Origin of the sequence: Roseomonas sp. E05, from assembly GCF_030063475.1 — a bacterium.
GTDB lineage: Bacteria > Pseudomonadota > Alphaproteobacteria > Acetobacterales > Acetobacteraceae > Pseudoroseomonas.
Genome location: NZ_JASIRT010000016.1, coordinates 32,608 through 56,073 on the forward strand (window position 1 = coordinate 32,608; position 23,466 = coordinate 56,073).

Consider the following 23,466-nt stretch of genomic DNA (forward strand, 5'->3'; position numbering starts at 1 on the left):
CGGGAGGCGAGGTTCATAGAGACACAATCCCTGCGCGCAGAATCCAGGATCACAACAACCGGCCATGCATCGTTGCGGGTGGGGACCAAACCTGCTTCCCACCCGCTGGCCTTCCGCTCCCGCCCCAAAACTGTTCTTCAGAGAAACGTTCGGTTACTTGGCTGTCGGACAAGACGACCGGCGCGGCCAAGGCCTCCCGCGGGTTTCCGCGCGAGCGGGCGGTGAGCAGCAGCTGCGTGCCGGCCGGGCGGCATGCTCCGCATGGCGTGCCATGTTACTGCACATGGCGCCGCGGAAGGCTGCTCGCCATGCCAGGGACGGTGCGGCACGTGCTGCAGGCCGCAGCCTGGCACCCAGATCCACCATCAAGGGACACCATCCATGCCCAATCCGCCGACCGGCTTCGCCCACGGACTCACGCTTGATGCCGCCCGCACCATTGCCGATTCGGCGCTGGCGCATGGGCGTCAGCTTGGTCTCGCGCCCCTGACCGTGGTGGTGCTGGATCAGGCGGCGCAGCCGAAGGCGGTGCTGCGTGAGGACGGCTGCAGTCTGCTGCGCCCGGAGATCGCGATGGGCAAGGCATTCGGCGCCATGGCGCTCGGCTTCGGCGGGCGCGAGCTGGCGCGCCGGGCGGCGAAGATGCCGGGCTTCATGAACGCCCTGTCGGATCTCACCGGGGGGCGTGCCGTGCCGGTGCCGGGCGGTGTTCTGGTGCGGGATGCGGCGGGGACGGTGCTTGGCGCCGTGGGCATCTCGGGGGACGCCTCAGAGAAGGACGAGGCCTGCGCGGTGGCGGGAATCGCCGCGGCGGGGCTGGTGGCGGACACCGGCGACCCGGAGTGAGCCGTTCGGGTGGCCGGGAACCTCTGCGGCTCCCGGCCGCCGCCGATCACTTTGCGCGGCGCGGTTCGGGCGCGAAGCCTGCGGGAAGCATCAGCTTGTTCTCCTGCCTCTCCAGATAACCCGCCTCGGCGCTGCGCTCCAGGTAGCTGATCCACTCCAGATCCGCCTGCATGGCGGCGCGGCGGCGGGCGCGGTCCGCCGCATCCTCATACATCCAGATGTGGACATAGGAGTTCACGTCACCCGTCTCGGTGGTGAGAAAGGCGATGGGCATGCCCAGATGACGCGTCTGCGCCGCCCAGCCATAGTTATGGTAGAGTTCCAGCTGCCTCTTCAGCGTGCCGGGGCGGCAGGTATAGGTGCGGTGATCGATCAGCATGGGGCCGGTTCCTCCGATGAGGACGGCAGCATGGCCTCCGGCCGCCGGAGCAACAAGCCTCGCCCGGGCGGCCGCACCCGCCGCGAAGCTCCCTTGCCGCAACGCAGCCGGCATGGGATGCCATGTTCATGCTCCGCGCCCTTTACGAACGTATCCTCTACCTTGCCGGCCATCGCCGTGCCGGCACCTGGCTGGCGCTGGTCTCCTTCGCGGAGAGCAGCTTCTTTCCCATCCCGCCCGACGCGATGCTGGTGCCGATGTGCCTCGCCCGCCCCGAGCGGGCCTGGCGCTACGCGGCGACCTGCACCATGGCCTCGGTGCTGGGCGGCCTGCTGGGCTATGCGCTCGGTTTCTTCCTGTTCGAGGCGGTGGCCCAGCCGGTGCTGGCCGCCTACGGGCACGCGCAGGCGCTGGAAACCTTCCGGGCCTGGTTCGACCGCTGGGGCGCTGCGGTCATCCTGATCAAGGGGCTGACGCCGATCCCCTTCAAGATCGTCACCATCGCCGCCGGCGCCGCCGCCTTCAATCCCTGGATCTTCCTGATCACCAGCGCGCTGACGCGGGGCGCGCGGTTCTTCCTGCTGGCCCTGCTGCTGCGCCGCTACGGCACGCCGATGCGCAGCTTCATCGAGCGGCGGCTGACGCTGCTGACCAGCGTCGTTGCCGTGGCCATCCTCTGCGGCTTCGCGGCGCTGCGCCTGATCTGAAGGCAAGGGGGGAGCGCCCCTGCGGAGAGGCGCCCCCCCTGTCTCAGCCGAGCTTCCCGGCCGCTTCCATCACCGCCCTGGCGTGCCCGGGCACCTTCACCTTGCGCCAGATGCGCGCCACCCTGCCCTCGCGGTCGATCAGGAAGGTGGAGCGCTCCATGCCCATGTAGGTGCGGCCATACATCGACTTCTGCACCCAGGTCCCATAGGCCTCGGCCGCCTGCTTCTCCGCGTCGGAGGCGAGCGGGAAGGTCAGGCTGTATTTCGCAGCGAACTTCTCGATCGGCCCCATCGGGTCCGGCGAGACGCCGATCACCTCCAGCCCGGCCTGCTGCAGGGCGGGCAGGGCTTCCTGGAAGTCGCAGGCCTCCCTGGTGCAGCCCGAGGTGTCGGCCTTGGGATAGAAGTACAGGACGAAGGGCTTGCCCTTCATGGCCGCCAGCGAAACCGTCCGCCCGCCGCTCGCCGGCAGGGTGAAATCCGGCGCGGGCGCGCCTTCCTCGATGCTCATCCATGGCCTCCAACAAGCGGGCCCAGGCGCCGTTCGAAAATCTCCCGCACCTGCTCAGCCTGCGCCCGCATCTGCTGCCGGAAGGCCGGGACGTCAACCGCGCCCTGGCCGAGAAGCGGCGCCGCGGCGCGCAGCAGCGCGGCGGCGGTGGGGGCGGGCAGGGCATCCTCCCGCCAGCGACCGACCGTCAGCCGCAGCAGCCCGAGCGTCGTGCGCCAGAGCCGGTCAGCCGCGATCAGCATCTCCGCTTCGTCCCGGGGCAGGATGCGGGCCTTGGCGAGATTGGCGAGCGCCACCCGGGTGGTCGGCGCCAGGATGGCGGGATGGCGGCGCGCATGGGCCAACTGCAGCGCCTGCGCGATGAACTCCACCTCCACCAGCCCGCCGGGCATGGCCTTGATGTCCCACGGCCCCTCGGCCGGCAGTTCGCGGAGCATCCGCAGGCGCATCGCGGTGGCGTCCGCGATGGCCGCTTCCCCCGCATGCTCCAGGATCGCGCTGCGGACCGCGCTGGCGATCCGCCGCCGCAGGCCGGGCGGCCCGGCGACACAGCGGGCGCGGGTGAGGGCCATGCGTTCCCAGGTCCAGGCGCTCTCGGCATGGTAGCGCGTGAAGCTGGAGAGGGAGGTGGCCACCGGTCCCTTGTTGCCGGAGGGGCGCAGCCGCATGTCCACTTCGTAGAGCTTGCCCTCCGCCCCCGGCGCGGTGATGGCGGCCACCACCTGCTGCGCCAGCCGGCCGAAATAGACGCTGGGCGGCAGGGCGCGGCGGCCGCCGCGGCTCTCCTCCGCCCCTTGCGGATGGTCGTAGATCAGCACCAGGTCGAGGTCGGAGCCGGGCAGCATCTCCCGCCCGCCGAGCTTGCCGAGCGCGACCACGGCGAAGGCGCCTCCCTTCACCTTGCCGAAGCGCTCGGCGAAGTCGCCGGTGACATGCGGCAGCAGGTTGCCGATGGCGGCATCGGCGAGATCGCTGCGCGCGAGGCCGGCCGCATCGGCGTCGAGCGCGCCCTCCAGGGCGGCCGCGTCGATCTCGAACTTGCCTTCCGTCACCAGCCGGCGGGCGCCTTCCAGCGCCTCCTCGAAGTGCCGGGCCGACTTCAGCAGCGCCGGCAGCACCGCGGCGGCGCTGCCCGGCCCGCTGCCGGCGAGCAGCCCGTCCAGCGAGCCGGGAGTGTGGGCGAGGTGGTTCGCCAGGGCGGGCGCCGCGCCGAGGATGCCCGCGACCCGCTGCAGCAGCGCCGGGTTGCGCTGGAACAGGGAGAGCATGTGCACCCCGGCCGGCAGGCGGGACAGCACGCTGTCGAAGCGGGCGAGGGCGACATCCGGCTCGCGCTGCGCGGCGAAGGCGGCGAGCAGCGCCGGCATCAGCAGGGTGAGCAGCTCGCGGGCGCGCTCGCTGCGGGTGGAGCGGGTGCGGCCATGATGCCAGCCCCGCACCAGCCCCGCCACATGCGCGGGACTGGCGAAGCCCATCGCCGCCAGCGTGCGCAGCGTCTCGGGGTCGTCCTGCGCGCCGGTGAAGACCAGGCTGCCGCCGCCGACCTGCCCCTCCAGGGCCGGCGCGCTGAGCGCCGGCTCACGCTCGAACATCTGCGCGTAGTGCTGCTCGACCCGGTTCAGATGGGCCGTGAGGGTGGCGCTGAAGCTGGCGGCGTCAGGAAAGCCCATGAAGCTGGCGATGCGGGCCAGCCCTTCCTCGTCCTCGGGCAGGCGCTGGGTCTGCCGGTCGGCCACCATCTGCAGCCGGTGCTCGACATCGCGCAGGAAGCTATAGGCGTCGGCGAGGTCGGCGGCGGCGCGGCGGTCGAGCCGCCCGGCGCCGGCCAGCGCGGCCAGGGCGCCGAGCGTCGTCGGGTCGCGCAGCGTCGGGTCGCGCCCGGCCCAGATGAGCTGCAGCACCTGGGTGGTGAACTCGATCTCGCGGATGCCGCCGCGGCCGAGCTTCACGTCGTGCCCGGCGACCTGCACCTGGGCATGCGCGCCGCGTGCACCATGCGCCGCATGGATCTGCCGCCGGATGGCGTGGATGTCGGCGATCATCGCGAAGTCGAGGTGCCGGCGCCAGACGAAGGGGCGGATCTCGGTCAGGAAGTGCTCACCCAGTGCACGGTCCCCGCCGACCGGGCGCGCCTTGATCATCGCCGCCCGCTCCCAGTTCTGCCCGAGCGATTCGTAGTAGGAGATGGCGGTCGGGATGCTGACGGCGAGCGGCGTCGCCGCCGGGTCCGGGCGCAGCCGCAGATCGGTGCGGAAGGCGTAGCCATCGGCGGTGCGCTCCTCCATGAGGCGCACGAGATCGCGCGCGATGCGGACATAGAGCGCGCCCGCCCGCTCGGCGTGGTAGGCTGCGGCGGTCGGCTCGTAGAGCACCATCAGGTCGATGTCGGAGGAATAGTTGAGTTCGCGTCCGCCCAGCTTGCCCATGCCAAGAATGGCCAGGCCCGAGCCGCGGGCGACCGCGCGCGGGTCACGCGCGCTGGCGCGCGGCAGCCGCAACTCTCCCCGCCCGGCCGCCTCGCGCAGCAGATGGGCGCAGGCGTAGTCGATCGCAGCCTCGGCCAGGGCGGACAAGGCACCGGTGACACGGTCCAGCGGCCAGAGCCCCGAAAGGTCGGCGGCTGCGATGACCAGTGCGGCCCGCCGCTTGGCCTGCCGGAGCAGCGAGGCCACCGCGGCGCGCGGCGCGCCCGGATCGGCGCGGCAGAGCGGGTCGAGCGCGATGTCGAAGGCCGTGTCGGGGCCGCGCGCGGCCAAGCGCAGCAGCGTGGCGCTTTCCTGCTCGGCCAGTTCCGCCAGGTAGGAGCTGTGGCCGCCCAGGGCGCCGAGCATGGCACGCCCCTCGGCCGAGGCGGCATAGGCCTGCTCGGCCGTGCCACGCTGGGTGAAGGCGTCGATCAGATGCCGCGCGGCGGCGGCATCGAAGGGGGGCGGCGGGCGGCGCTGCGTGTCGCTCATGACGGGGCAGCGAACCCATGCACCGCCTGAGCCGTCAAGCCCTCCGCTGCGGGCGGCTGCTGGGCCGCCTCGTGCTGGCACTCGGCCTGCTTGCCGGGCTGGGCGCGGGTGTGCTGGCCTGGCGGCTGGCGCAAGGGCCGCTGCATCTGCCCGTGGTGGCGGACATGCTGATGCGCAGCGGCTTCCTGGAGTCGCTGGCGCCGGGCCTGGAGGTGGGCGATGTGGCGCTGGCCTGGGAAGGCTTCCGCGAGGGCCATCGCTCGCCGCTGGAACTGCGCGTCGGCGGCCTTCAGCTGCGCGACGCGGCGGGCGCGGTGCGGCAGACGCTGCCGGACGCCGTCGTCACCCTGTCGCCGGGCTGGCTGCTGCGCGGCGAGGTGGCGCCGATCACGGTGGCGGTGCAGCGCCCCAGCATCGTGCTGGAGCGCGATACCGACGGCACCCTTTCGCTGGCGATGGGCAGCAGCCCCTCCGCCACGCCATCCTCCCCCGCCCCGCAGCAGGAAGGCGGGCTCGTGCTGCAGCGCCTGCTGGGACGCGAGGCGCGTGACAGCCCCTGGGGCGTGCTGCGGCGAATCGACATCGCGGGCGGGCGGCTCACCATCCTGGACCGCCAACTCGGCCTGACCTGGCGGTTCGAGGACGTGTCGCTGGCGCTGCGACGCGGCGCCGGGGGGCAGCGTGTGGACGGCGAGGGAGAGGCCGCCCTGTGGCTGCCGGGGCAGGGTGCCGCCGTCCCTGTGCGACTCACCGGCAGTATCGGGGGCGACGGTCCGGTGCTGGAAGGCAGGCTCTCCCTGCCCGCGCTGGAGCCGGCGCGGCTGGCCGCCCTGCTGCCCGCCCTCGCGCCGCTCGCCCTGTTCGACGGCTCGGTTGCGCTCGACGTCTCCGGCCGCTTCGAGGCTGGCAGCGCGACGGCGGTCCCGCAGCTGGGCCTGACGCTGAAGGCGGGGCCGGGCAGCTTCCGCGCGGGCGGGCACCGGATCGGCTTTGCCGCGCTGGAACTGTCGGCGACCGGCACGCCGGCCGCGTTGCAGCTCCACCAGCTGCGCGTGGCGCTGGCTCCGGGCATGCCGGGGGCCTCGGTTTCCCCGGCTTCCCCGGCGCCGGTGCTGACCGCCTCGGGGGAGGCCGCGCTGCGTGGCGAACGCTGGCTTGCCAGCCTGAATTTGGACCTCGACCAGCTCTCGGCCGGCGAACTTGGCACCTACTGGCCGCCGGACATCGTCCGCGGCGCCCGCAAATGGGTGGTGGAGAACGTGACCGCCGGCGCCTTCCGCGACGGCCGCTTCGCCCTGCGCGCGGAATCGGCGGCCGATCTTTCCGGCCTGCGCGTCACCGACCTGCAGGGGACGCTGCACCTGCAGCACGGTGTGGTGCACTGGCTGCGGCCGATCGCGCCGCTGGAGGAGGTGGAGGCCACGGCACAGTTCGGCCTGAAGGAAATCACGGTGCAGGTCGAGGGGGCGCGCCAGTCCGGCACCGCTCTGACCAGCCCGGCGGCGACCATCCGCTTCTCCGCCCTCGACACCCGTGACGAGCAGGCGGATATCGATGCCCGCCTGCGCGGGCCGGTGGCCCAGGCGGTGACCCTGATCAAGCACCCCCGCCTGAAGCTGTTCGAGCGTCGCCCCCTCGACCTGGAGGACCCCAGCGGTCAGCTCGACGGGCGCCTGCACCTGGCCTTCCCGCTGCTGGAGGACATTCCCTCCGAGGTGCTGCAGGTGAATGTCCAGGCCCAGCTTGCGCAGCTTCATCTCGCCGATGTCGTTCTGGGCAAATCGCTCGACCGCGGCACCGCAACCCTGGCGGTGGACAACAGCCACCTGCGCGCCACGGGCGAGGCGCAGCTGGACGGCATTCCGGCGCAGCTCGCGGTGGAGATGGATTTCCGCCCCGGGCCGGCCTCCCAGGTGGTGGAGCGGATCCGCGCCGAGGCCAGGCCGGATGCCAAGCGAATCAAAGAATTCGGCCTTGATCTTGAAGGCTTCGTGGAGGGTCCGGTCGGCGTTCAGGCGGTGATGGAGAAGCGGCGCGACGGAGAGATGAAGCTGCACATCACCGGCGACCTGAAGGACAGCCGCATGACCCTCTCGGCGCTGGCCTGGCGCAAGCCGCCCGGTCCGGCCGCTTCCGCCCGGGCCGAGCTGCGGGTGGTGGGCGATGCGCTGCGCGCGGTGGAGAGCTTTCAGGTGGAGGCGCCGGAGCTGCTGGCGCGCGGGCGGGTGAGCTTCGGCCCGCAGAGCAGCCTGGAGCGGGTCGACCTGACCGAAACCCGCATCTTCGCGAGCCGCTTCGCCGCCGAGATGCGCCCGCCCCTGCAAGCCGGCGCACCCTGGCGCTTCCGCCTGTCCGGTCCCGCGCTCGATCTCGGTCCGCTGCTGGCGGAACCGGACGCCAAGGGCGGCGCGGCCCCGGAGGATGGGGCGCCGGTGATGCTCGATGGCCGCTTCGACCGCGTGCTGCTGGGGGAAGGGCGCAGCCTGAGCGCGGTACAGGGACGCGCCGCCGCCGACCGGCAGGGCGTGCTGCGCGAGGCCCGCTTCTCCGGGCTGGCGGGCCCGGGAGGCGGGTTCGACCTGACCATCGTTCCGCGCGGCCAGGGGCGCGACCTGCGGCTGAACGCGGAGGATGCGGGCGCCCTGCTCCAGGCCTTCGACGTGCTGCGGCAGGTGCAGGGTGGACGGCTGACGGTGAACGGGCACTGGGCCGGCAACGCGCCGGGCGCTCCGCTGGCCGGCACGGCGGAGATGTCGGATTTCACGATCCAGGAAGCCGCCGGCATCGGCAAGCTGCTGCAGGCGCTGACGGTCTATGGCGTGCTCGATGCGGTGCGCGGGCCGGGGCTGAGCTTCTCCCGGCTGGTCGCGCCCTTCACGCTGACCCCGGAGGCGCTGGCGCTCCAGGAGGCACGCGCCTTCTCCGCCTCGCTGGGGGTAACGGCAAAGGGCACCATCCTGCGGCGCCAGCGGACCGTTGACCTGGAGGGCACGATCGTCCCGGCCTATGCGCTGAACACGCTGCTCGGGCAGATCCCGCTGCTCGGTCGGCTGTTCAGTCCGGAGCAGGGCGGCGGGCTGTTCGCCGCCACATGGCGCATGCGCGGCCCCCTGCAGGACCCGGCGGTGACGGTGAACCCCCTGGCGGCGCTGACGCCCGGCTTCCTGCGCGGCCTGTTCGGCGGCGGCGCGGAGACGGCGCAGCCGCCAGCCCGGTGAACCCGGCGGCTCAGAAGGCCACGCAGGCCGCGTGCTGGAGCCGCAGCACGCTCTCTTGCCGGAAGCGGGTGCGATAGGCCTCGGCCAGCGGCGCCACGCGCTCGGCGGCCCGCGCGGCGGGGGTATCCGGCAGCACCAGCAGCAGGCGCTTGGCCGGCTCGCGCACCACCTGCCCGGCCGCGTCGCGCCATTGCCCCTGCGCGTCCTGGACGGTCAGGCCGTCGGGGAAGGCGGGCGTCACGGTATCGGCCAGGAAGGCGTCCCACTCCGCCTCGCCGACGGTGCCGCCGCCGGGGACCGAGCGGCCGAAGAACAACTCGGCCACGGTGGCGGAGGTCTGCCCGGCCGGGCAGCCGGCACAGGCGCCCAGCAGCAGGCAGAGGGGCAGGGCGAGGCGCAGCATGATCGGCTCCGGGGCAGGGGAAGAGGCAGGGGCGGCCGGAAGGATGCCCGCGCCGCCCCGCTTCCGCCAGCCGCCGGTCAGCCGGCCGGGCGGATCAGCACGTGCCGCTTGCGGCCCGCCGAGAGCTTCGCCGCGCCATCGCGCAGGTCGTCCCCGGTGACGCTGCGGGTCTCATCGCTGACCGGCTCGTCGTTCAGCCGCAGGCCGTTCTGGCGGACAAGGCGGCGCGCCTCGCCCTTGCTGCCGGCGAAGCCCGCCTGCACGGCGAGGTCGATCAGCGGGGCCGGCAGGGTGGCGCTGATGGTCGGCAGGGTTTCGGCGGCCTGGCCCTCCTCGAAGGCGCGGCGGGCGGTCTCGGCGGCCTGCCCGGCGGCGGCGCGGCCGTGCAGCAGGGCGGTCGCCTCGGTCGCCAGCACCTTCTTCGCCTCGTTCACCTCCGAGCCGGCCAGGGCGCCGAGCCGCCGCACCTCGTCCATCGGCAGCTCGGTGAAGAGGGCGAGGAAGCGGCCGACATCCGCATCCTCGGCATTGCGCCAGAACTGCCAGTAGTCATAGGGCGAGAGCTTCTCGGCATTGAGCCAGACGGCGCCGGCGGCGGTCTTGCCCATCTTGGCGCCGGAGGCGGTGGTCAGCAGCGGCGTGGTGACGCCGAAGGCCTCCTTCGCCTCCATGCGCCGCACCAGGTCGGCGCCCATGACGATGTTGCCCCACTGGTCCGAGCCGCCGAGCTGCAGCGCGACGCCGTGCCGCCGGAACAGCTCCAGGAAGTCATAGCCCTGCAGCAGCATGTAGTTGAATTCGAGGAAGGAGAAGGACTGCTCCCGCTCCAGCCGCTGCTTGACGCTCTCCATCGAGAGCATCCGGTTGACGCTGAAGTGGCGCCCGACCTCGCGCAGGAAGGGAATGTAGAGCAGCTTGTCCAGCCAGTCGGCGTTGTCCACCATGATGGCGTCGGTCGGGCCGGTACCGAAGCTCAGGAAGGCGTCGAACACCTTGCGGATGCCGGCCTTGTTGACCTCGATCTGCGCGTCGGTCAGCAGCGGGCGCGCCTCGTCCCGGAAGGAGGGGTCGCCCACCTTGCTGGTGCCGCCGCCCATCAGCACCACGGGCTTGTGACCGGTGCGCTGCAGCAGGCGCAGGATCATGATCTGCATGAGACTGCCGACATGCAGGCTGTCCGCCGTGCAGTCGAAGCCGATATAGGCCGGAAGGACGCCCTGCTTCATCCGCGCGGCCAGCGCCGCCTCGTCCGTCACCTGGTGGATGTAGCCGCGCTCGCGCGCGATGTGCAGGAAATCGTCCATCGTCGTCCGTATCCGCTTCTGGGCGGGGGCTTCCCCCCGGGCTGCGGCCCTAGCACAGTGTGGGGATGCTGCGAACTATTGGGCTGATGAGTGGTACCTCGCTGGATGGCGTGGATGCCGCGTGGCTGGAGACGGACGGAGACCGGATCGGCAGGGTGGGGCCGAGCCTGACCCTGCCCTATGACGCGGAGCTGCGGCGGGACCTGCGCAAGCTGCTGGACCTCGCCGAGGCGCTGCCGCCGGACGACCCCTTCCTGAAGGACTGCGAGCGCCGCCTGACGGAGCGGCATGTCGAGGCGGTGATCAAGCTCGGGCTGGAGGCCGACCTGATCGGCTTCCACGGCCAGACCATCCTGCACCGCCCGGTGGCCGGAAGGCCCGGCGAGGGGCGCACCTGGCAGATCGGCGATGCGGCGCTGCTGGCGCATGCCACCGGCACCCCCGTGGCCTATGACTTCCGCAGCGCGGACGTCGCCGCGGGCGGGCAGGGGGCGCCGCTGGTGCCGATCGCCCACGCGGTGATGGCGGCGCAGTTGCCGAAGCCGCTGGTCATCCTGAACCTCGGAGGGGTGGGCAACGTCACCTGGATCGGCAGCGACCACCGGCTGCTCGCCTTCGACACCGGCCCGGCCAACGGTCCGCTCGACGACTGGGCGCGCCGCTCCACCGGCGCCGATTACGACAAGGACGGCCGCCTGGCGCTGGCGGGCCTGCCGGACGGCGCGGTCATGGGGCGCCTCCTGGCCCATCCCTATCTCCAGGCGCCGCCGCCGAAGTCGCTGGACCGGCTCGACTTCGACCGGGCGCTGCGCGATGCCGGCGCGGCCGAGCTTTCCCCGGCGGATGGCGCGGCGACGCTGGTGGCCTTCTGCGCCTGCGCGGTGGCCGCGGCGGCGCGGCACTTTCCGGAGCCGCCCGTGCAGTGGCTGGTGGGCGGCGGCGGCCGCCGCAACCCGGCGCTGATGCGGGCGCTGGCCTGCGCCCTGCCGGAGCCGGTGCGGCCGGTCGAGGTGGCGGGGTGGGACGGGGATGCGCTGGAGGCGCAGGCCTTCGGCATCCTGGCGGCGCGGGTGGCGCGCGGCCTGCCGCTCACCTATCCCGGCACCACCGGCGCACCGGAGCCGCTGACCGGCGGCCGCCTCACCGGCGGCTGAGGAGACCCGCCACGAAAAAGGGGCCGGACAGAGCTTGCGCCGTCCGGCCCCTTTTTCGCGTGAGCGCCCGAGGTGATCGGTCGTTCGCGGTCAGTCGGCCGCCATGGCCATCCGGGTGCGGTTCAGCATGGTCTGCACATGGTCCTCCGCCGCGTCGGCGACCTTGTCGGTCTGCTCGGCGGTGAAGACATGGCCGGCGCCTTCCTGGACGCGGTAGTCGATGGCAATGCCGCGCTGGGTGTTCAGCTTGTCCACCAGCTTGCGGACCGAGTTCTCCGGCACCAGCTCGTCCCCGGCGCCGTGCAGGATCAGGCCCGAGCAGGGGCAGGGCGCGAGGAAGCCGAAGTCGTAGTGGCTGGCGGGCAGGGCGATGGAGACGAAGCCGCCCATCTCCGGCCGCCGCATCAGCAGCTGCATGCCGACATAGGCGCCGAAGGAGTAGCCGGCGACCCAGAGCATGGAGGCGTTGGGGTTCACCGCCTGCAGGAAGTCGAGCGCCGCCGCGGCGTCCGAGATTTCGCCGATGCCGCCGTCGTAGCGGCCCTGGCTGCGCCCGACGCCCCTGAAGTTGAAGCGCAGGGTCGAGAAACCCATGTTCTGGAAGCGCGTGTACAGCGCGTGCACCACCCGATTGTTCATCGTCCCGCCATGCAGCGGGTGAGGATGCAGGACCAGCGCCACGGGGGCATTGGGCTGCTTCGCGTGGTGGTAACGACCCTCGAGCCGGCCATCCGGCCCGGCGAACATCACTTCAGGCATCGTCCCCTTGCATCCAGTACGGTGGGCGCGGCAGCGCCCGGTTGGGAAGCCATGATGACCCGGATGTCCCGCGAAGGCGCGACCGGGCCGGCCAAGGTGCGCTCCTGAGAGACGCCGTGGGACCAGCATGCACGCGGCTGAAGGCCGCCGAATGGTTGACCGGGCCAGTCAGGATCAATAGCGTTCGACTGGCACGACGGACCGTCGCAATGCATGGCTCCCATCATGCCCTTGTCGTCCCGGGGCAGGCTTCCGCTCCCCGCGACACGACCAATATAAGCATCTGAGCGCCGCTTTCATAACGGATTCATGGCATGGCCCTTATCGGGGCGCAGTTTCACCACACTGGATCCCTGGCCGACCGCGATGTCGCGGCGGCGTGGAAAAGCTGAGCGATGCGCTTGTCTACACGAGGGCGGTACGCCGTTATGGCCCTGGTGGAGCTGGCCGCGCGGACCCAGGACCATCCGCCGAAAGATGGCAGCATTGCGTCCTGCGCAAAGCTTCCGCGGCGCAGCGATGGCTCTGCCGGCCGGCCGGTCAGCCTGAGCGAGATCGCCCAGGCACAGCTTCTCTCCGTGGCCTATCTGGAGCAGTTGTTCGCCCGGCTGCGGCGCGCCGGCCTCGTGGCCTCGGCGCGCGGCCCCGGCGGCGGCTACCGGCTCGCCCGTCCGGCCGAGGCCATCAGCATCGGCGCCATCATCGAGGCGGTGGACGAGCCGATCGTCGCCACGCGCTGCGCGGAGGGGACACCCGGCTGCCTTGCCGGCAACCGGTGCCGCACGCACGACCTGTGGGACGAGCTGGGCGCGCAGATCAGCCTGTTCCTGTTCCACATCTCGCTGGCCGACGTGGTCGAAGGCCGCATCTGCGGCCGCGCCCTGCCGCCGCGCACGCTGCCATGACCGCGCTCTATCTCGACGCCAATGCCACCGAGCCACTGCGGCCGGCGGCGCGGCAGGCGCTGCTCGCGGCGCTGGACCTGGCCGGCAACCCGTCCTCCGTCCATGCGGCCGGGCGGGCGGCGCGGCAGGTGCTGGAACAGGCGCGCACCCGCCTCGCGGAACGGTTCGGCGCGCGGCCGCGCGACGTGGTCTTCACCTCGGGCGCGACGGAGGCGAATGCGCTGGCCCTCCACGCCCTGGGCCGGGGCCGCCGGGTCCTGGCGGGCGCGACCGAGCACCCCGCTGTCCTTCGGGCGGCTCCCGACCCTATCCTGCTGCCCGTGCGGCGCGATGGGCCGGTTGATCTGGAGGCTCTCGCCGCAGCCCTGGCGGAGGCGCCCGGCGCCCTGGTCTGCCTGATGACCGCCAACAACGAGACGGGCGTGCTGCACCCGCTGCCGGAGATCGTCGCGCTCTGCCGGCGGCATGCGGCGCTGCTGCATGTGGACGCGGTGCAGTCCGCCGGCCGGCTGCCGCTCGACCTGTCGGCGCTCGGCGCGGATTCCATGGCGATTTCGGCGCACAAGCTCGGCGGGCCGAAGGGCGCCGGGGCGCTGCTGCTGCGCGCCGGACTGGAGGTGGCGGCCCTGCTGCCCGGCGGCGGCCAGGAGCGGGGGCGGCGCGGCGGCACCGAGGCCCTGCCGGCGATCGCCGGCTTCGCCGCCGCTGTCGCGGCGCTGGATGCGGCGGAAGGCCCGCGGCTGGCCGCCCTGCGCGACGCCATCGAGGCCGGGGCCGGGGTCCAGGTGGTCGGCGCGGAGGCCCCGCGCCTGCCCAACACGACCTGCCTGCTCCTTCCGGGCGCCCCGGCAGAAACCCAGGTGATCGCGCTGGATCTGGCGGGGGTGCAGGTCTCGGCCGGCGCGGCCTGCTCCTCCGGCAAGGTCAGCGTGAGCCCGGTGCTGCAGGCCATGGGACTGGGAGCCGGGGCCGGCTGCGCCATCCGCGTCTCGCTGCCCTGGAACGCGGCGGAGGACGCGGCGGAGCGCTTCCTCGCCGCCTATGGCGCCATGCGGCAACGGCTGGGCCGCTGAGAGCGGCCCCGCCTTCCGCTCCGCAAGGGCAGGGACCATATTCGCCGCATGGCCGCCCCGAACCGACCGATCTATCTCGACAACCACGCCACCACGCCGCTCGATCCGCGCGTGCTCGCGGCCATGCGGCCGTGGTGGGAGGAGAACTTCGCCAATCCCCACAGCGTCGAGCATGCGCTCGGCCGCGCCGCCGAGGAGGCGGTGGAGGAAGCCCGCCGGCATGTCGCCGCGCTGGTCGGGGCGGAGGCACGGGAGATCATCTTCACGTCAGGCGCCACGGAGGCGAACAACCTCGCCATCAAGGGCGCGGCGCGCTTCGCCGCCGGGCAGGGCGACCCGCGCCGGCGGATCGTGACCGTCTGCACCGAGCACAAATGCGTCCTGGAGAGCGTGCGGGACCTCGGCGCGGAAGGCTTCGAGCCGGTTTTCCTGCCGGTGCAGGCCAATGGGCTGCTGGACCCGGAGGCGCTGCGGCAGGCGCTCGCCGAGGCGCCGGCGCTGCTGGTTTCCGTCATGGCGGTGAACAACGAGATCGGCGTGGTGCAGGACCTGCCCGTGCTCGCGGCCATTGCCAAGGAGGCCGGCGCGCTGTTCCACACCGATGCCGCGCAGGCCGCCGGACGCGTGCCGCTGGACGTCCGTGCGGTGCCGATCGACCTGATGTCGCTCTCCGGCCACAAGATCTATGGACCGAAGGGGGTCGGCGCGCTCTATGTCCGCCGCCGGCCGCGGGTGCGGCTGGCGCCGCTCTTCTCGGGCGGCGGGCAGGAGCGGGGGCTGCGCTCGGGCACCCTGCCGGCGCCGCTGCTGGTCGGCTTCGGGGAGGCCGCGCGGATCGCGGCGGCCGAGGGCACGCTGGATTCGGGCCGGATCGCCGGGCAGCGCGAGCGCCTGCTGGCCGCGCTCTCCGCCGCGGTGCCCGGGCTGCGGGTGAATGGCGATCCGGAGCGCCGCGTCACCGGCAACCTCAACGTCACCTTTCCCGGCGGCGTCGCCGCGCAGGACATGCTGGCGAGGCTCGGCGAGCTTTGCGTCTCCACCGGCTCCGCCTGTTCCTCGGCCGCGATCGAGCCCTCCTACGTGCTGCGCGCCATCGGTCTTTCCGACCGGGATGCGGCCGCGACCTTGCGGATCGGCATCGGGCGCTTTACTTCGCCGGCCGATGCGGACCGCGCCGCGGCCCTGCTGGCCGATGCCTGGCGCCAGGCCCTTTCCGAAACCCGAGACGCGGCGGAGTAGACGAACGGCGATGCCGAAGATGACCTTCATCGAGCGCGACGGAACGCCGCGCGAAGTCGAGGCCCCGCTCGGCCTGTCCGTGCTGGAGATCGCGCACCGCCACGGCGTGGACATCGAGGGCGCCTGCGAGGGCAGCCTCGCCTGCTCGACCTGCCATGTCATCGTCGATGGTGGCTGGTTCAAGAAGCTGGAGGAGCCGACCGAGGACGAGGAGGACATGCTCGACCTCGCCTTCGACCTGCAGGAGACCTCCCGCCTCGGCTGCCAGATCATCATGACCGAGGAGCTGGATGGCCTCGTGGTGAAGCTCCCGGCCGGCACCCGCAACGCCGGCGGCGACTGACCCCGCCCATGTTCCCCGCACCCTATGGCTCGCCGGACGGGCTGTTCCACCGGCTGCGCCACGCCGCCGAGGACCGCTGGGATGCCTATTGCTGGCACCCCTTCGTGCAGGGGCTGGCCGACGGGACACTGCCGCTGGCCGCCTTCCGCCGCTATCTCGTGCAGGACTGGCTGTTCCTGATCCATTTCGCGCGCGCCAAGGCGCTGGCCGCCTTCAAGGCCGAGAGCCTGGACGCCCTGCGCGGCAAGGCGGCCTCCCTGAACGCGCTGCTGGCCGAGATGAACATGCACCTCGCCTATTGCGCCGAGTGGGGCATGAGCGAGGCCGACGTGCTGGCGACGACCGAGGCGCCGGAAACCGTCGCCTATACCCGGTGGGTGCTGGATCGCGGCATGGCCGGCGACATCCTGGACCTGGAAGTGGCGCTGGCGCCCTGCACCGTCGGCTATGGCGAGGTGGCGCGGCGGATCGCGGAGCATCCGAGGCGGCGCCGCGAGGGCAACCCCTATGAAAGCTGGATCACCGCCTATTCCAGCCCTGAATATCAGGCCCTGGCGCGTGGCGCGGCCGAGCGGCTCGACGCCCTCGGCGTGAGCCATGGTGGCGAGGCCCGTTTCCGGACGCTCGCCGCCACCTTCTCCGAGGCGGCGCGGCTGGAGGCCGCCTTCTGGCAGATGGGACTGGACGCGGCGCGATGAGGATGCTGGTCGCCATGTCGGGCGGGGTGGATTCCTCGGTGGTCGCCGGGCTCCTGAAGGAGCAGGGCCACGAGGTGATCGGCGCCACGCTGCAGCTCTACGACCATGGCGCCGCCGTGCAGAAGAAGGGCGCCTGCTGCGCCGGGCAGGATATCCATGACGCCCGCGACGTGGCCGACCGCCTGGGCATTCCGCACTACGTCCTCGACCGCGAGGCGCGCTTCCGCCAGGCGGTGATCGACGATTTCGCGGACACCTATGCGCGCGGCGAGACGCCGATTCCCTGTGTCCGCTGCAACCAGACGGTCAAGTTCCAGGACCTCGTGCAGCTCGCCCGCGACCTGGGCGCCGAAGGACTGGCGACCGGGCACTATGTCCGCCGCGTCGAGGGACCGCAGGGGCCGGAACTGCGGCGCGCCGCCGATCTGGCGCGCGACCAGTCCTACTTCCTCTTTGCGACGACGCCGGAGCAGCTCGCCTTCAGCCATTTCCCGCTCGGCGGCTTCGCCTCCAAGGCGGAGGTGCGGGCGGAGGCGGTGCGGCTTGGCCTGGCCGTGGCCGAGAAGCCGGACAGCCAGGACATCTGCTTCGTGCCGCAGGGCAACTACCACGAGCTGGTCACCCGCCTGCGCCCCGAGGCGGCCGAGCCCGGCACCATCGAGGACGCGGAAGGGCGGGTGCTCGGCCAGCATCAGGGCATCGCGCGCTTCACCGTGGGGCAGGGGCGGGGCCTCGGCACCGCCTCGCGCGATGCGGGCGGGCAGCCGCTCTATGTCACCGCCGTGGATGCGCCGCGCCGGCGGATCGTGGTCGCGCCGCGCCCGCAGCTGGCGGCGGCCGAGGTGCTGGTCGAGGAGGTGAACTGGCTTGTCTCCCCTCCGAAGGCACCGCTCCCCTGCATGGTGAAGCTGCGCGCCCGCGAGGTGCCCCAGCCGGCCACCGTGTCCTGGGACGCGGCGAAGGGGCAACTGCATGTCGCGCTCGCCGAGCCGGCCATTGCCGCGCCCGGCCAGGGTTGCGTGCTGTATGACGGCGAGCGCGTTCTCGGCGGCGGATTCATCCGGCGCGCCTCGGAGCCAGTTGACAGCACGGGCCGCGCCGCCTAAACGGCGGCTCCCGGTTGGTTGGTTCGCTTTTTGGCGGTGTAGCTCAGCTGGTTAGAGCACGGCACTCATAATGCCGGGGTCGGCGGTTCAAGTCCGCCCGCCGCTACCAACCCTCCCTTTCCCCATCATTTCCGCCTTTCGCGCAGGATGCCGCACCGTGGCCTCTGCGCCGCCTTGCGCCGTCTCCAGGCATTCGGCCGCGCACAGCGGAAATCCACAGAATTTTCTTGGTAAATCCTGCTGCCTTCGGGCGCTTGCCCCCTTGTGGGCGGCGCTGCTCTGCCTGAACTCATCCGAGATCTTGCGCGTGAATTTCCCATTCACACATAATGCATCGGTACATAACGCCAGCGCAGGAACGCTCCGATGTCGAAGGTTCATGTTATCCACGAAAATCCGACGTGGTTGCCGCCCCTGGCTCAGGCCTTCGACCAGATCGGCCTGCCCTGGGCTGAGCTGGACCTCTCCCGCGGCACCTTCGACCTCTCCGCGCCGCCGCCGGAGGGCGTGTTCTACAACCGCATGAGCGCCTCCTCGCATACCCGCGGCCATCGCTATGCGGCGGAGCTGACGGCGGGCGTGCTCGCCTGGCTGGCGCGCCACGGGCGCCGTGTGGTGAACGGCTCCCCGGCGCTGGACCTGGAGATCAGCAAGGCCCGGCAATACGCCGCGCTGGAAGGGGCCGGGCTGCGCGTGCCCCGCACCGTGATGGTGCATGACGAGCCGGAGGCCGTGATCGAGGCGGCGCGCCGCCATTTCGGCACCGGGCCGGTGATCCTGAAGCCGAACCGGGGCGGCAAGGGGCTGGGCGTGCGCCTCTTCGCCTCCGCCGAGGCGCTGGCCGAGCACCTGAAGGACGCGCCGGCCGACGAGGCGCCGGTGGACGGCATCTGGCTGCTGCAGGACTACATCCGCGCGCCGCGCCCGGTGATCACCCGCGCCGAATTCGTCGGCGGCCGCTTCGTCTATGCGGTCGAGGTGGACACGACGGCGGGCTTCGAGCTCTGCCCGGCGGAGGCCTGCGCCACGGGCGACGCCTTCTGCCCGGTGGGCCAGACGCCGGCCTCCGCCGCGCCGGCGCCGCGCTTCAACATCCTGCGCGAGGGCATCGAGACCGGGTTGCGCACGAAGCTGGAGGGCTTCCTGGCACGGAGCGGCGTGGACGTGGCGGGCATCGAGTTCATCCGCACGCCCGAGGGGCAGGTGCTGGTCTACGACGTGAACACCAACACCAACTACAACCCGGGCGCGGAGGAAGCCGCCGGCGTGGCCGGCACGCCGCGCTCCGGCCCAGGCGCGCTGGCGGCCTTCCTGGCCGCCGAGCTGGGCAGGACGCAGCGCCAGGCGGCCTGAGGCACGCGGCGCCAGGTTATGGCGCCCCTGGGGGAATTCAGGGGCGCCACAATATTCAGAGCGCGCGGTTGGCGCGCGCCACCACCGCCTCGAACAGCACCTGGCAGCCGGCCGTGGCCTCCTCAGGCAGGATGCTCTCCGCCTCGTTGTGCGAGAGGCCATCCTTGCAGGGGGTGAAGATCATCGCCGTGGGCACGCTGCGGGCGACATAGACGGCGTCATGCCCGGCGCCGGAGACGATCTCCCGCGCCGAATAGCCGAGCCGTGCCGCGCCCTGGCGGACGAGGTCCACGCAGGCCGGGTCGAAGGGCTGCATGGGGATGCGGAACAGTTCTTCCAGTTCCAGCGCGCAGCCATTGGCGGCGACGATCTTTTGCGCCTCGGCGGGGAAGGTCCCGGCGAGGTGCTCGATCACCGCGTCCTCGGGGTGGCGGAACTCGACGGAGAAGCGCACCTCGCCCGGCACCACGTTGCGGCTGTTCGGGGCGACCTGCAGGAAACCCACCGTGCCGCGCCCGTCCTCGCCGCGTTCGCGCATCAGCGCGTCCACCCGCTCGATCACCCGCGCCGCCGCCAGCAGGGCGTCGCGCCGGGCCGAGGGCGGGGTGGTGCCGGCATGGGAATCCTGGCCGGTGATCACCGCGTCGTACCAGACCTGGGCCTGCGCGCCGGTGACGATGCCGATCTGCCTGCCCTCGCGCTCCAGGATCGGGCCCTGCTCGATGTGCAGCTCGAAATAGGCGTCGGCCGGGAAGGGTTTTGCCGGCTCCGGCCCCTTGTAGCCGATGGCGTCCAGCGCCTCGCTGACGGTCACGCCCTCCACGTCCTTGAGGGCATAGGCCTTGTCCTGCGTGTAGATGCCGGCCCAGACGCCGCTGCCCATCAGCGAGTGGCCGAAGCGGCTGCCCTCCTCGTCGGTCCAGTTGACCAGCTCGATGGGGGCCTCGGTCTGGATGTTGAGGTCGTGCAGGGTGCGCATCACCTCCAGCCCCGCCAGCACGCCCAGCGCGCCGTCGAACTTGCCGCCGGAGGGCTGGCTGTCGAGATGGCTGCCCAGCAGCACCGGCTTGCGGGCGGGGTCGCGCCCCTCGCGGCGGGCGAACATGTTGCCGATGGCATCCACCCGGACCGTCAGGCCCAGCGCCTCGCACCATTCGGTGAAGCGTTGGCGGCCGGCCTTGTCCACCTCGGTCAGCGTCAGCCGCCGCACGCCGCCCTTCGGCGTGGCGCCGATCTCGGCCATGCTCATCAGGCTGTCCCAGAGGCGCTTGGCGTCGATCCGCTGATTGGTGCCGGACATCGGAAATCCCCTTGCTAGAGCCGCCGCCATCTTGCCGCCCGGCGGCGCCTCTGCAAGCCTGCGGGTCTCGGCCCCGCCCGGAGGAGTTCACCATGGCCCATGCCCTCGGCACCCCGCGTGCCCCCGCCGTCCTGCGCAACTCCGACCTGGACCAGGAGGCGGTGCGCCAGGCGCGCGTCGATCTCGCCGCCTGCTTCCGCATGGCGGCGCGGATGGGCCTCCACGAGGGGATCTGCAACCACCTCTCGGCCATGGTGCCGGGGCGGGACGACCTGTTCCTGGTCAATCCCTATGGCTGGGCCTTCTCGGAAGTCACCGCCTCGCGCCTGCTGATCTGCGACTTCCAAGGCAATGTGGTGGCCGGCGAGGGGACGCCCGAGGCGACGGCCTTCTACATCCATGGCCGCCTGCACATGAAGCACCCGCGCGCGATGGCCGCCTTCCACACCCATATGCCGAACGCCACGGCGCTTTCGATGCTGGAGGGGCCGCCGCTGGTCTGGGCCGGCCAGTCGGCGCTGAAGTTCTATGGCCGCACCGCGGTGGACGAGGATTACAACGGCCTCGCCCTCGACGAGGCGGAGGGCGACCGCATCGCCGCCGCCATGGGCGAGGCGGACATCGTCTTCATGAAGAACCACGGCGTGATGGTGGTCGGGCCCAGCATCGCCGAGGCCTGGGACGACCTCTATTACCTGGAGCGGGCCTGCGAGGTGCAGCGCATGGCGCAGGCCACCGGCCGCGTGCTGAAGCCGGTGGCGCCGGAACTGGCCGCCCGGACCTATCAGCAGATGCGCGAGGGCGACCGCGAAAGCGCCCGGCTGCACCTGGAGAGCATCAAGCGCATCCTGGCGCGCGAGGAGCCGGATTACCTCGACTGAGCCCCGGCCCGGCTGCCGTCCGGCCATGGCGCCGGCGGCACGGCGCTGGCGCCGCCGGGAGAGCTGCCGTAATCCCGGTGCATGACCGCCGAACCTCTCGACACCCCCTCCGAGCGCCCGTTGCTGCGCCTGCTGCCGGGGCGCGACCGCCGCGTGAAGGCCGGTCACCCCTGGGCCTTCTCCAACGAGATCGCCATGACCGCCGAGGCGCGGGCCCTGCCGCCCGGCACGCCGGTGCGGCTGGAGGGCGATGACGGGGTGCGGCATGGCACCTGGCTGTTCAATCCGCACAGCCTGATCGCCGCCCGCTTCCTCTCGCCGCATGCCGAGGTGGCGCTCGACCACCGCTTCTTCCGCAACCGCCTCGCTGAATGCATGGCCCTGCGGGACCGGCTGATCGGCCAGCCCTTCTACCGGCTGGTCCATGCCGAGGCCGATGGCCTGCCCGGGCTGGTGATCGACCGCTATGGCGATGCCGTGGCGCTGCAGGCGAACACGGCAGGGATGGAGCGCGCGACGCCGCTGCTGATCGGGGCCCTGCAGGAGCTGCTGTCGCCCCGGGCAATCGTCTCCCGCAACGATGCCGGCGTGCGGCGCCTGGAGGGGCTGCCCGAGGAGAGCCGCCTCCTGCATGGGGAGGACGCCACGGCGCTGGTGCGGGAAGGCGGGCTGGAATTCTCGATCGACCTTCTCTCCGGCCAGAAGACCGGCTGGTTCTTCGACCAGAGGGAGAACCGGATGCGGGTGGCGGCGCTGGCCAAGGGTGCCACGGTGCTGGACGTCTTCTGCCACACCGGCGGCTTCGGCCTTCTCGCCGCCGCGGCGGGGGCGAAGAGCGTCACGCTGCTGGACCGCAGCGAACCGGCCCTGGCCCTCGCGGCCGATACCGCCCACCGCCAGGGGTTTTCGGATATCGTCTCAACAAAACGCGGCGAAGCTTTGGAAACGCTCGAAAAAATGCTGGGGCAGGGCCAGCGCTTCGAGGTGGTGGTGGCCGATCCGCCAGCCTTTGCCAAGACGCGCAAGGACCACCCCGCAGCCATGCGGGCCTATTCCAAGCTGGCCCGGGTTGCCGCCGGGCTGGTCGCGCCCGGGGGCTTCCTGTTCATCGCCTCCTGCTCACACCACGTGCCCGTGGGCGACTTCACGGATGCCGTGGCGCATGGCGTCAGCCGCACGCGGCGACCGGCGCGCCTGCTGGCGACGACCGGGGCGGGGCCGGATCATCCGGTGCATCCGCTGCTGCCGGAAAGTGCCTATCTCAAGGGTTTGCTGCTGCACCTTCCTGCAGCCTAGCAGCAGCAAACCCTGCTGTGGAAGCTCCGAAGAGAATTTCCGCAAGATGCTGTTCTTGCAGCATTCAGAGAGAAGCGAGCAGGAAGAGGCGCCGGAAGGGCAGCAGAACGCAGCCATCCGCCTGCGGCGGATAGGCGGACCGCATGGCCGCGGCATAGTCGCGGAGGAAGGCCGGGCGCTCTTCCTCCGTCAGCGCGTCGAGATAGGGGCGCAGGCTGGTGCCCATGGCCCATTGCACCACCGGGTCCGGCCCCCGCAGGACGTGCAGATACTCCGTGAACCACAGGTCCAGCGTGGCAACGCGAGGACGCAGCAGGTCGTAATAGGCACCCGCCGAGAGGATCGGCGGCGCCGAGGCAATCCCCGCGAGGCGATCGGCCCAGGGGCCGCTGCGGGCGATCGCATCCTGCCGCGCGCGCAGTGGCTCCGCGTGCATGGAAGGCATCTGCACAGCCAGCACGCCGCCCGGCGCCAGGAAGCCCAGGAGCCGGGGGAAGAGGCCTTCGTGGTCGCCCAGCCAGTGCAGGGCGGCATTGGAGAACAGCACGTCCACCGGCTCTTCCGGCGTCCATTGGGCGATGTCGGCCTGCTGGACGGGGAAGCCGGCATCCGTCGCCTTGCGCAGCATGTCCGCCGAGCCGTCCACGCCGGTGACGGTCGCGCCCGGGAAGCGCGCGGCGAGCAGGGGCAGGGCATTGCCGGCCCCGCAGCCGAGGTCCACCACACGCTGCGGCGCTGGATGGGCGATGCGGCCGATCAGGTCGAGGACGGGGCGCAGCCGCTCGTCGGCGAAGCGGAGATACTGCTCGGGGTTCCAACTGGGTTGGCTTGTCATGGCGAAAGCGTCCGGTCGAAGTGGCGCTTGACCATCAGCAGACCATAGCCGACCGCCAGAAGGAAGACGCCGAGGCCGATATGCTGCGTGGTGATCAGCGGCGCATTGCTGCGGGCGATGAACAAGCCAAGCACGGCGACCAGCCCCGCAAGAACAAGCTTCAATCCATCACGGAACACCACGCCATATCTCCTTGTTA

At 71.9% G+C, this 23,466-nt stretch carries 22 protein-coding genes and 1 tRNA gene; 14 read left to right on the forward strand and 9 right to left on the reverse strand.

Going from position 1 to position 23,466, the window contains the following annotated elements; translation table 11 throughout:
- Positions 1–381: 381 nt before the first annotated feature.
- Positions 382–846 (forward strand): heme-binding protein, encoded by a 465-nt coding sequence (locus QMO56_RS16110; RefSeq protein WP_283527281.1) that lies wholly within the window; start codon positions 382–384, stop codon positions 844–846.
- Between the two features lie 46 nt (positions 847–892).
- Here the strand turns inward: QMO56_RS16110 and QMO56_RS16115 are convergent, their stop codons facing one another.
- Positions 893–1,225 carry an NIPSNAP family protein gene (locus QMO56_RS16115; RefSeq protein WP_283527283.1) on the reverse strand — a complete coding sequence of 111 codons (333 nt, stop codon included), beginning with the start codon at positions 1,223–1,225 and terminating at the stop codon, positions 893–895.
- 128 nt (positions 1,226–1,353) lie between these two features.
- On the opposite strand from QMO56_RS16115, the gene QMO56_RS16120 reads away from it, so the two are divergent.
- The gene (locus QMO56_RS16120) at positions 1,354–1,932 is read left to right on the forward strand and encodes a YqaA family protein (protein ID WP_283527285.1); all 579 of its coding nucleotides are present in this window, start codon (positions 1,354–1,356) and stop codon (positions 1,930–1,932) included.
- Between the two features lie 43 nt (positions 1,933–1,975).
- On the opposite strand, the gene QMO56_RS16125 is transcribed toward QMO56_RS16120, so the two are convergent.
- Both QMO56_RS16125 and QMO56_RS16130 read right to left on the reverse strand, forming a co-directional pair.
- On the reverse strand, positions 1,976–2,443 hold the full coding sequence (locus QMO56_RS16125; protein ID WP_283527287.1) for a peroxiredoxin: 468 nt from the start codon (positions 2,441–2,443) through the stop codon (positions 1,976–1,978).
- Positions 2,440–5,400, reverse strand: a complete 2,961-nt coding sequence (locus QMO56_RS16130; protein WP_283527289.1) for a bifunctional [glutamine synthetase] adenylyltransferase/[glutamine synthetase]-adenylyl-L-tyrosine phosphorylase — start codon at positions 5,398–5,400, stop codon at positions 2,440–2,442. The genes QMO56_RS16125 and QMO56_RS16130 overlap by 4 nt, the downstream gene beginning before the upstream one ends.
- Positions 5,401–5,417: 17 nt before the next feature.
- Here QMO56_RS16130 and QMO56_RS16135 point away from each other — a divergent pair, with 17 nt between their 5' ends.
- The gene (locus tag QMO56_RS16135) at positions 5,418–8,618 is read left to right on the forward strand and encodes a DUF3971 domain-containing protein (protein WP_283527291.1); all 3,201 of its coding nucleotides are present in this window, start codon (positions 5,418–5,420) and stop codon (positions 8,616–8,618) included.
- A 10-nt stretch (positions 8,619–8,628) separates the two neighbouring features.
- On the opposite strand, the gene QMO56_RS16140 is transcribed toward QMO56_RS16135, so the two are convergent.
- The gene (locus QMO56_RS16140) at positions 8,629–9,021 is read right to left on the reverse strand and encodes a DUF3574 domain-containing protein (protein WP_283527293.1); all 393 of its coding nucleotides are present in this window, start codon (positions 9,019–9,021) and stop codon (positions 8,629–8,631) included.
- Positions 9,022–9,098: 77 nt separating this feature from the next.
- On the reverse strand, positions 9,099–10,325 hold the full coding sequence (gene tyrS, locus QMO56_RS16145; RefSeq protein WP_283527295.1) for a tyrosine--tRNA ligase: 1,227 nt from the start codon (positions 10,323–10,325) through the stop codon (positions 9,099–9,101).
- A gap of 68 nt (positions 10,326–10,393) precedes the next feature.
- Between tyrS and QMO56_RS16150 the strand changes: the two genes are divergently transcribed.
- Positions 10,394–11,479, forward strand: a complete 1,086-nt coding sequence (locus QMO56_RS16150; protein WP_283527389.1) for an anhydro-N-acetylmuramic acid kinase — start codon at positions 10,394–10,396, stop codon at positions 11,477–11,479.
- Between the two features lie 90 nt (positions 11,480–11,569).
- Here the strand turns inward: QMO56_RS16150 and QMO56_RS16155 are convergent, their stop codons facing one another.
- Positions 11,570–12,238, reverse strand: coding sequence for an alpha/beta hydrolase (locus QMO56_RS16155; RefSeq protein WP_283527297.1), 669 nt, complete (start codon positions 12,236–12,238; stop codon positions 11,570–11,572).
- A gap of 395 nt (positions 12,239–12,633) precedes the next feature.
- On the opposite strand from QMO56_RS16155, the gene QMO56_RS16160 reads away from it, so the two are divergent.
- From QMO56_RS16160 to QMO56_RS16195, 8 genes are all read left to right on the forward strand, one after another.
- Positions 12,634–13,143, forward strand: coding sequence for an Rrf2 family transcriptional regulator (locus QMO56_RS16160; RefSeq protein WP_283527299.1), 510 nt, complete (start codon positions 12,634–12,636; stop codon positions 13,141–13,143).
- The gene (locus QMO56_RS16165) at positions 13,140–14,216 is read left to right on the forward strand and encodes a cysteine desulfurase family protein (RefSeq protein ID WP_283527302.1); all 1,077 of its coding nucleotides are present in this window, start codon (positions 13,140–13,142) and stop codon (positions 14,214–14,216) included. Before QMO56_RS16160 ends, QMO56_RS16165 begins: the two co-directional genes overlap by 4 nt.
- 48 nt (positions 14,217–14,264) lie before the next feature.
- Complete coding sequence (locus tag QMO56_RS16170) at positions 14,265–15,455, forward strand: cysteine desulfurase family protein (protein ID WP_283527304.1); 1,191 nt, start codon at positions 14,265–14,267, stop codon at positions 15,453–15,455.
- A gap of 10 nt (positions 15,456–15,465) precedes the next feature.
- Positions 15,466–15,798, forward strand: coding sequence for a ferredoxin family 2Fe-2S iron-sulfur cluster binding protein (locus QMO56_RS16175; protein WP_283527306.1), 333 nt, complete (start codon positions 15,466–15,468; stop codon positions 15,796–15,798).
- An 8-nt stretch (positions 15,799–15,806) separates the two neighbouring features.
- The gene (locus QMO56_RS16180; protein ID WP_283527308.1) at positions 15,807–16,496 is read left to right on the forward strand and encodes a TenA family protein; all 690 of its coding nucleotides are present in this window, start codon (positions 15,807–15,809) and stop codon (positions 16,494–16,496) included.
- Positions 16,493–17,602 carry a tRNA 2-thiouridine(34) synthase MnmA gene (gene mnmA, locus QMO56_RS16185; protein ID WP_283527311.1) on the forward strand — a complete coding sequence of 370 codons (1,110 nt, stop codon included), beginning with the start codon at positions 16,493–16,495 and terminating at the stop codon, positions 17,600–17,602. The genes QMO56_RS16180 and mnmA overlap by 4 nt, the downstream gene beginning before the upstream one ends.
- Positions 17,603–17,634: 32 nt before the next feature.
- Positions 17,635–17,711: transfer RNA gene (locus tag QMO56_RS16190), tRNA-Met, on the forward strand.
- Positions 17,712–18,007: 296 nt separating this feature from the next.
- Positions 18,008–18,955, forward strand: a complete 948-nt coding sequence (locus QMO56_RS16195; protein ID WP_283527313.1) for a RimK family alpha-L-glutamate ligase — start codon at positions 18,008–18,010, stop codon at positions 18,953–18,955.
- A gap of 55 nt (positions 18,956–19,010) precedes the next feature.
- Here QMO56_RS16195 and QMO56_RS16200 read toward each other — a convergent pair whose 3' ends face one another.
- Positions 19,011–20,255: a Zn-dependent hydrolase gene (locus QMO56_RS16200; protein WP_283527315.1), complete on the reverse strand. Its 1,245-nt coding sequence runs from the start codon at positions 20,253–20,255 to the stop codon at positions 19,011–19,013.
- 92 nt (positions 20,256–20,347) lie between these two features.
- Between QMO56_RS16200 and QMO56_RS16205 the strand changes: the two genes are divergently transcribed.
- Entirely contained in the window at positions 20,348–21,136 is a 789-nt protein-coding gene (locus tag QMO56_RS16205) for an aldolase (protein ID WP_283527317.1), read from the forward strand.
- An 81-nt stretch (positions 21,137–21,217) separates the two neighbouring features.
- Positions 21,218–22,432 carry a class I SAM-dependent rRNA methyltransferase gene (locus tag QMO56_RS16210; RefSeq protein WP_283527319.1) on the forward strand — a complete coding sequence of 405 codons (1,215 nt, stop codon included), beginning with the start codon at positions 21,218–21,220 and terminating at the stop codon, positions 22,430–22,432.
- A gap of 64 nt (positions 22,433–22,496) precedes the next feature.
- Here QMO56_RS16210 and QMO56_RS16215 read toward each other — a convergent pair whose 3' ends face one another.
- Complete coding sequence (locus QMO56_RS16215) at positions 22,497–23,267, reverse strand: methyltransferase domain-containing protein (RefSeq protein WP_283527321.1); 771 nt, start codon at positions 23,265–23,267, stop codon at positions 22,497–22,499.
- Entirely contained in the window at positions 23,264–23,449 is a 186-nt protein-coding gene (locus QMO56_RS16220) for a hypothetical protein (RefSeq protein WP_283527323.1), read from the reverse strand. Before QMO56_RS16220 ends, QMO56_RS16215 begins: the two co-directional genes overlap by 4 nt.
- Between the last annotated feature and the right edge of the window lie 17 nt (positions 23,450–23,466).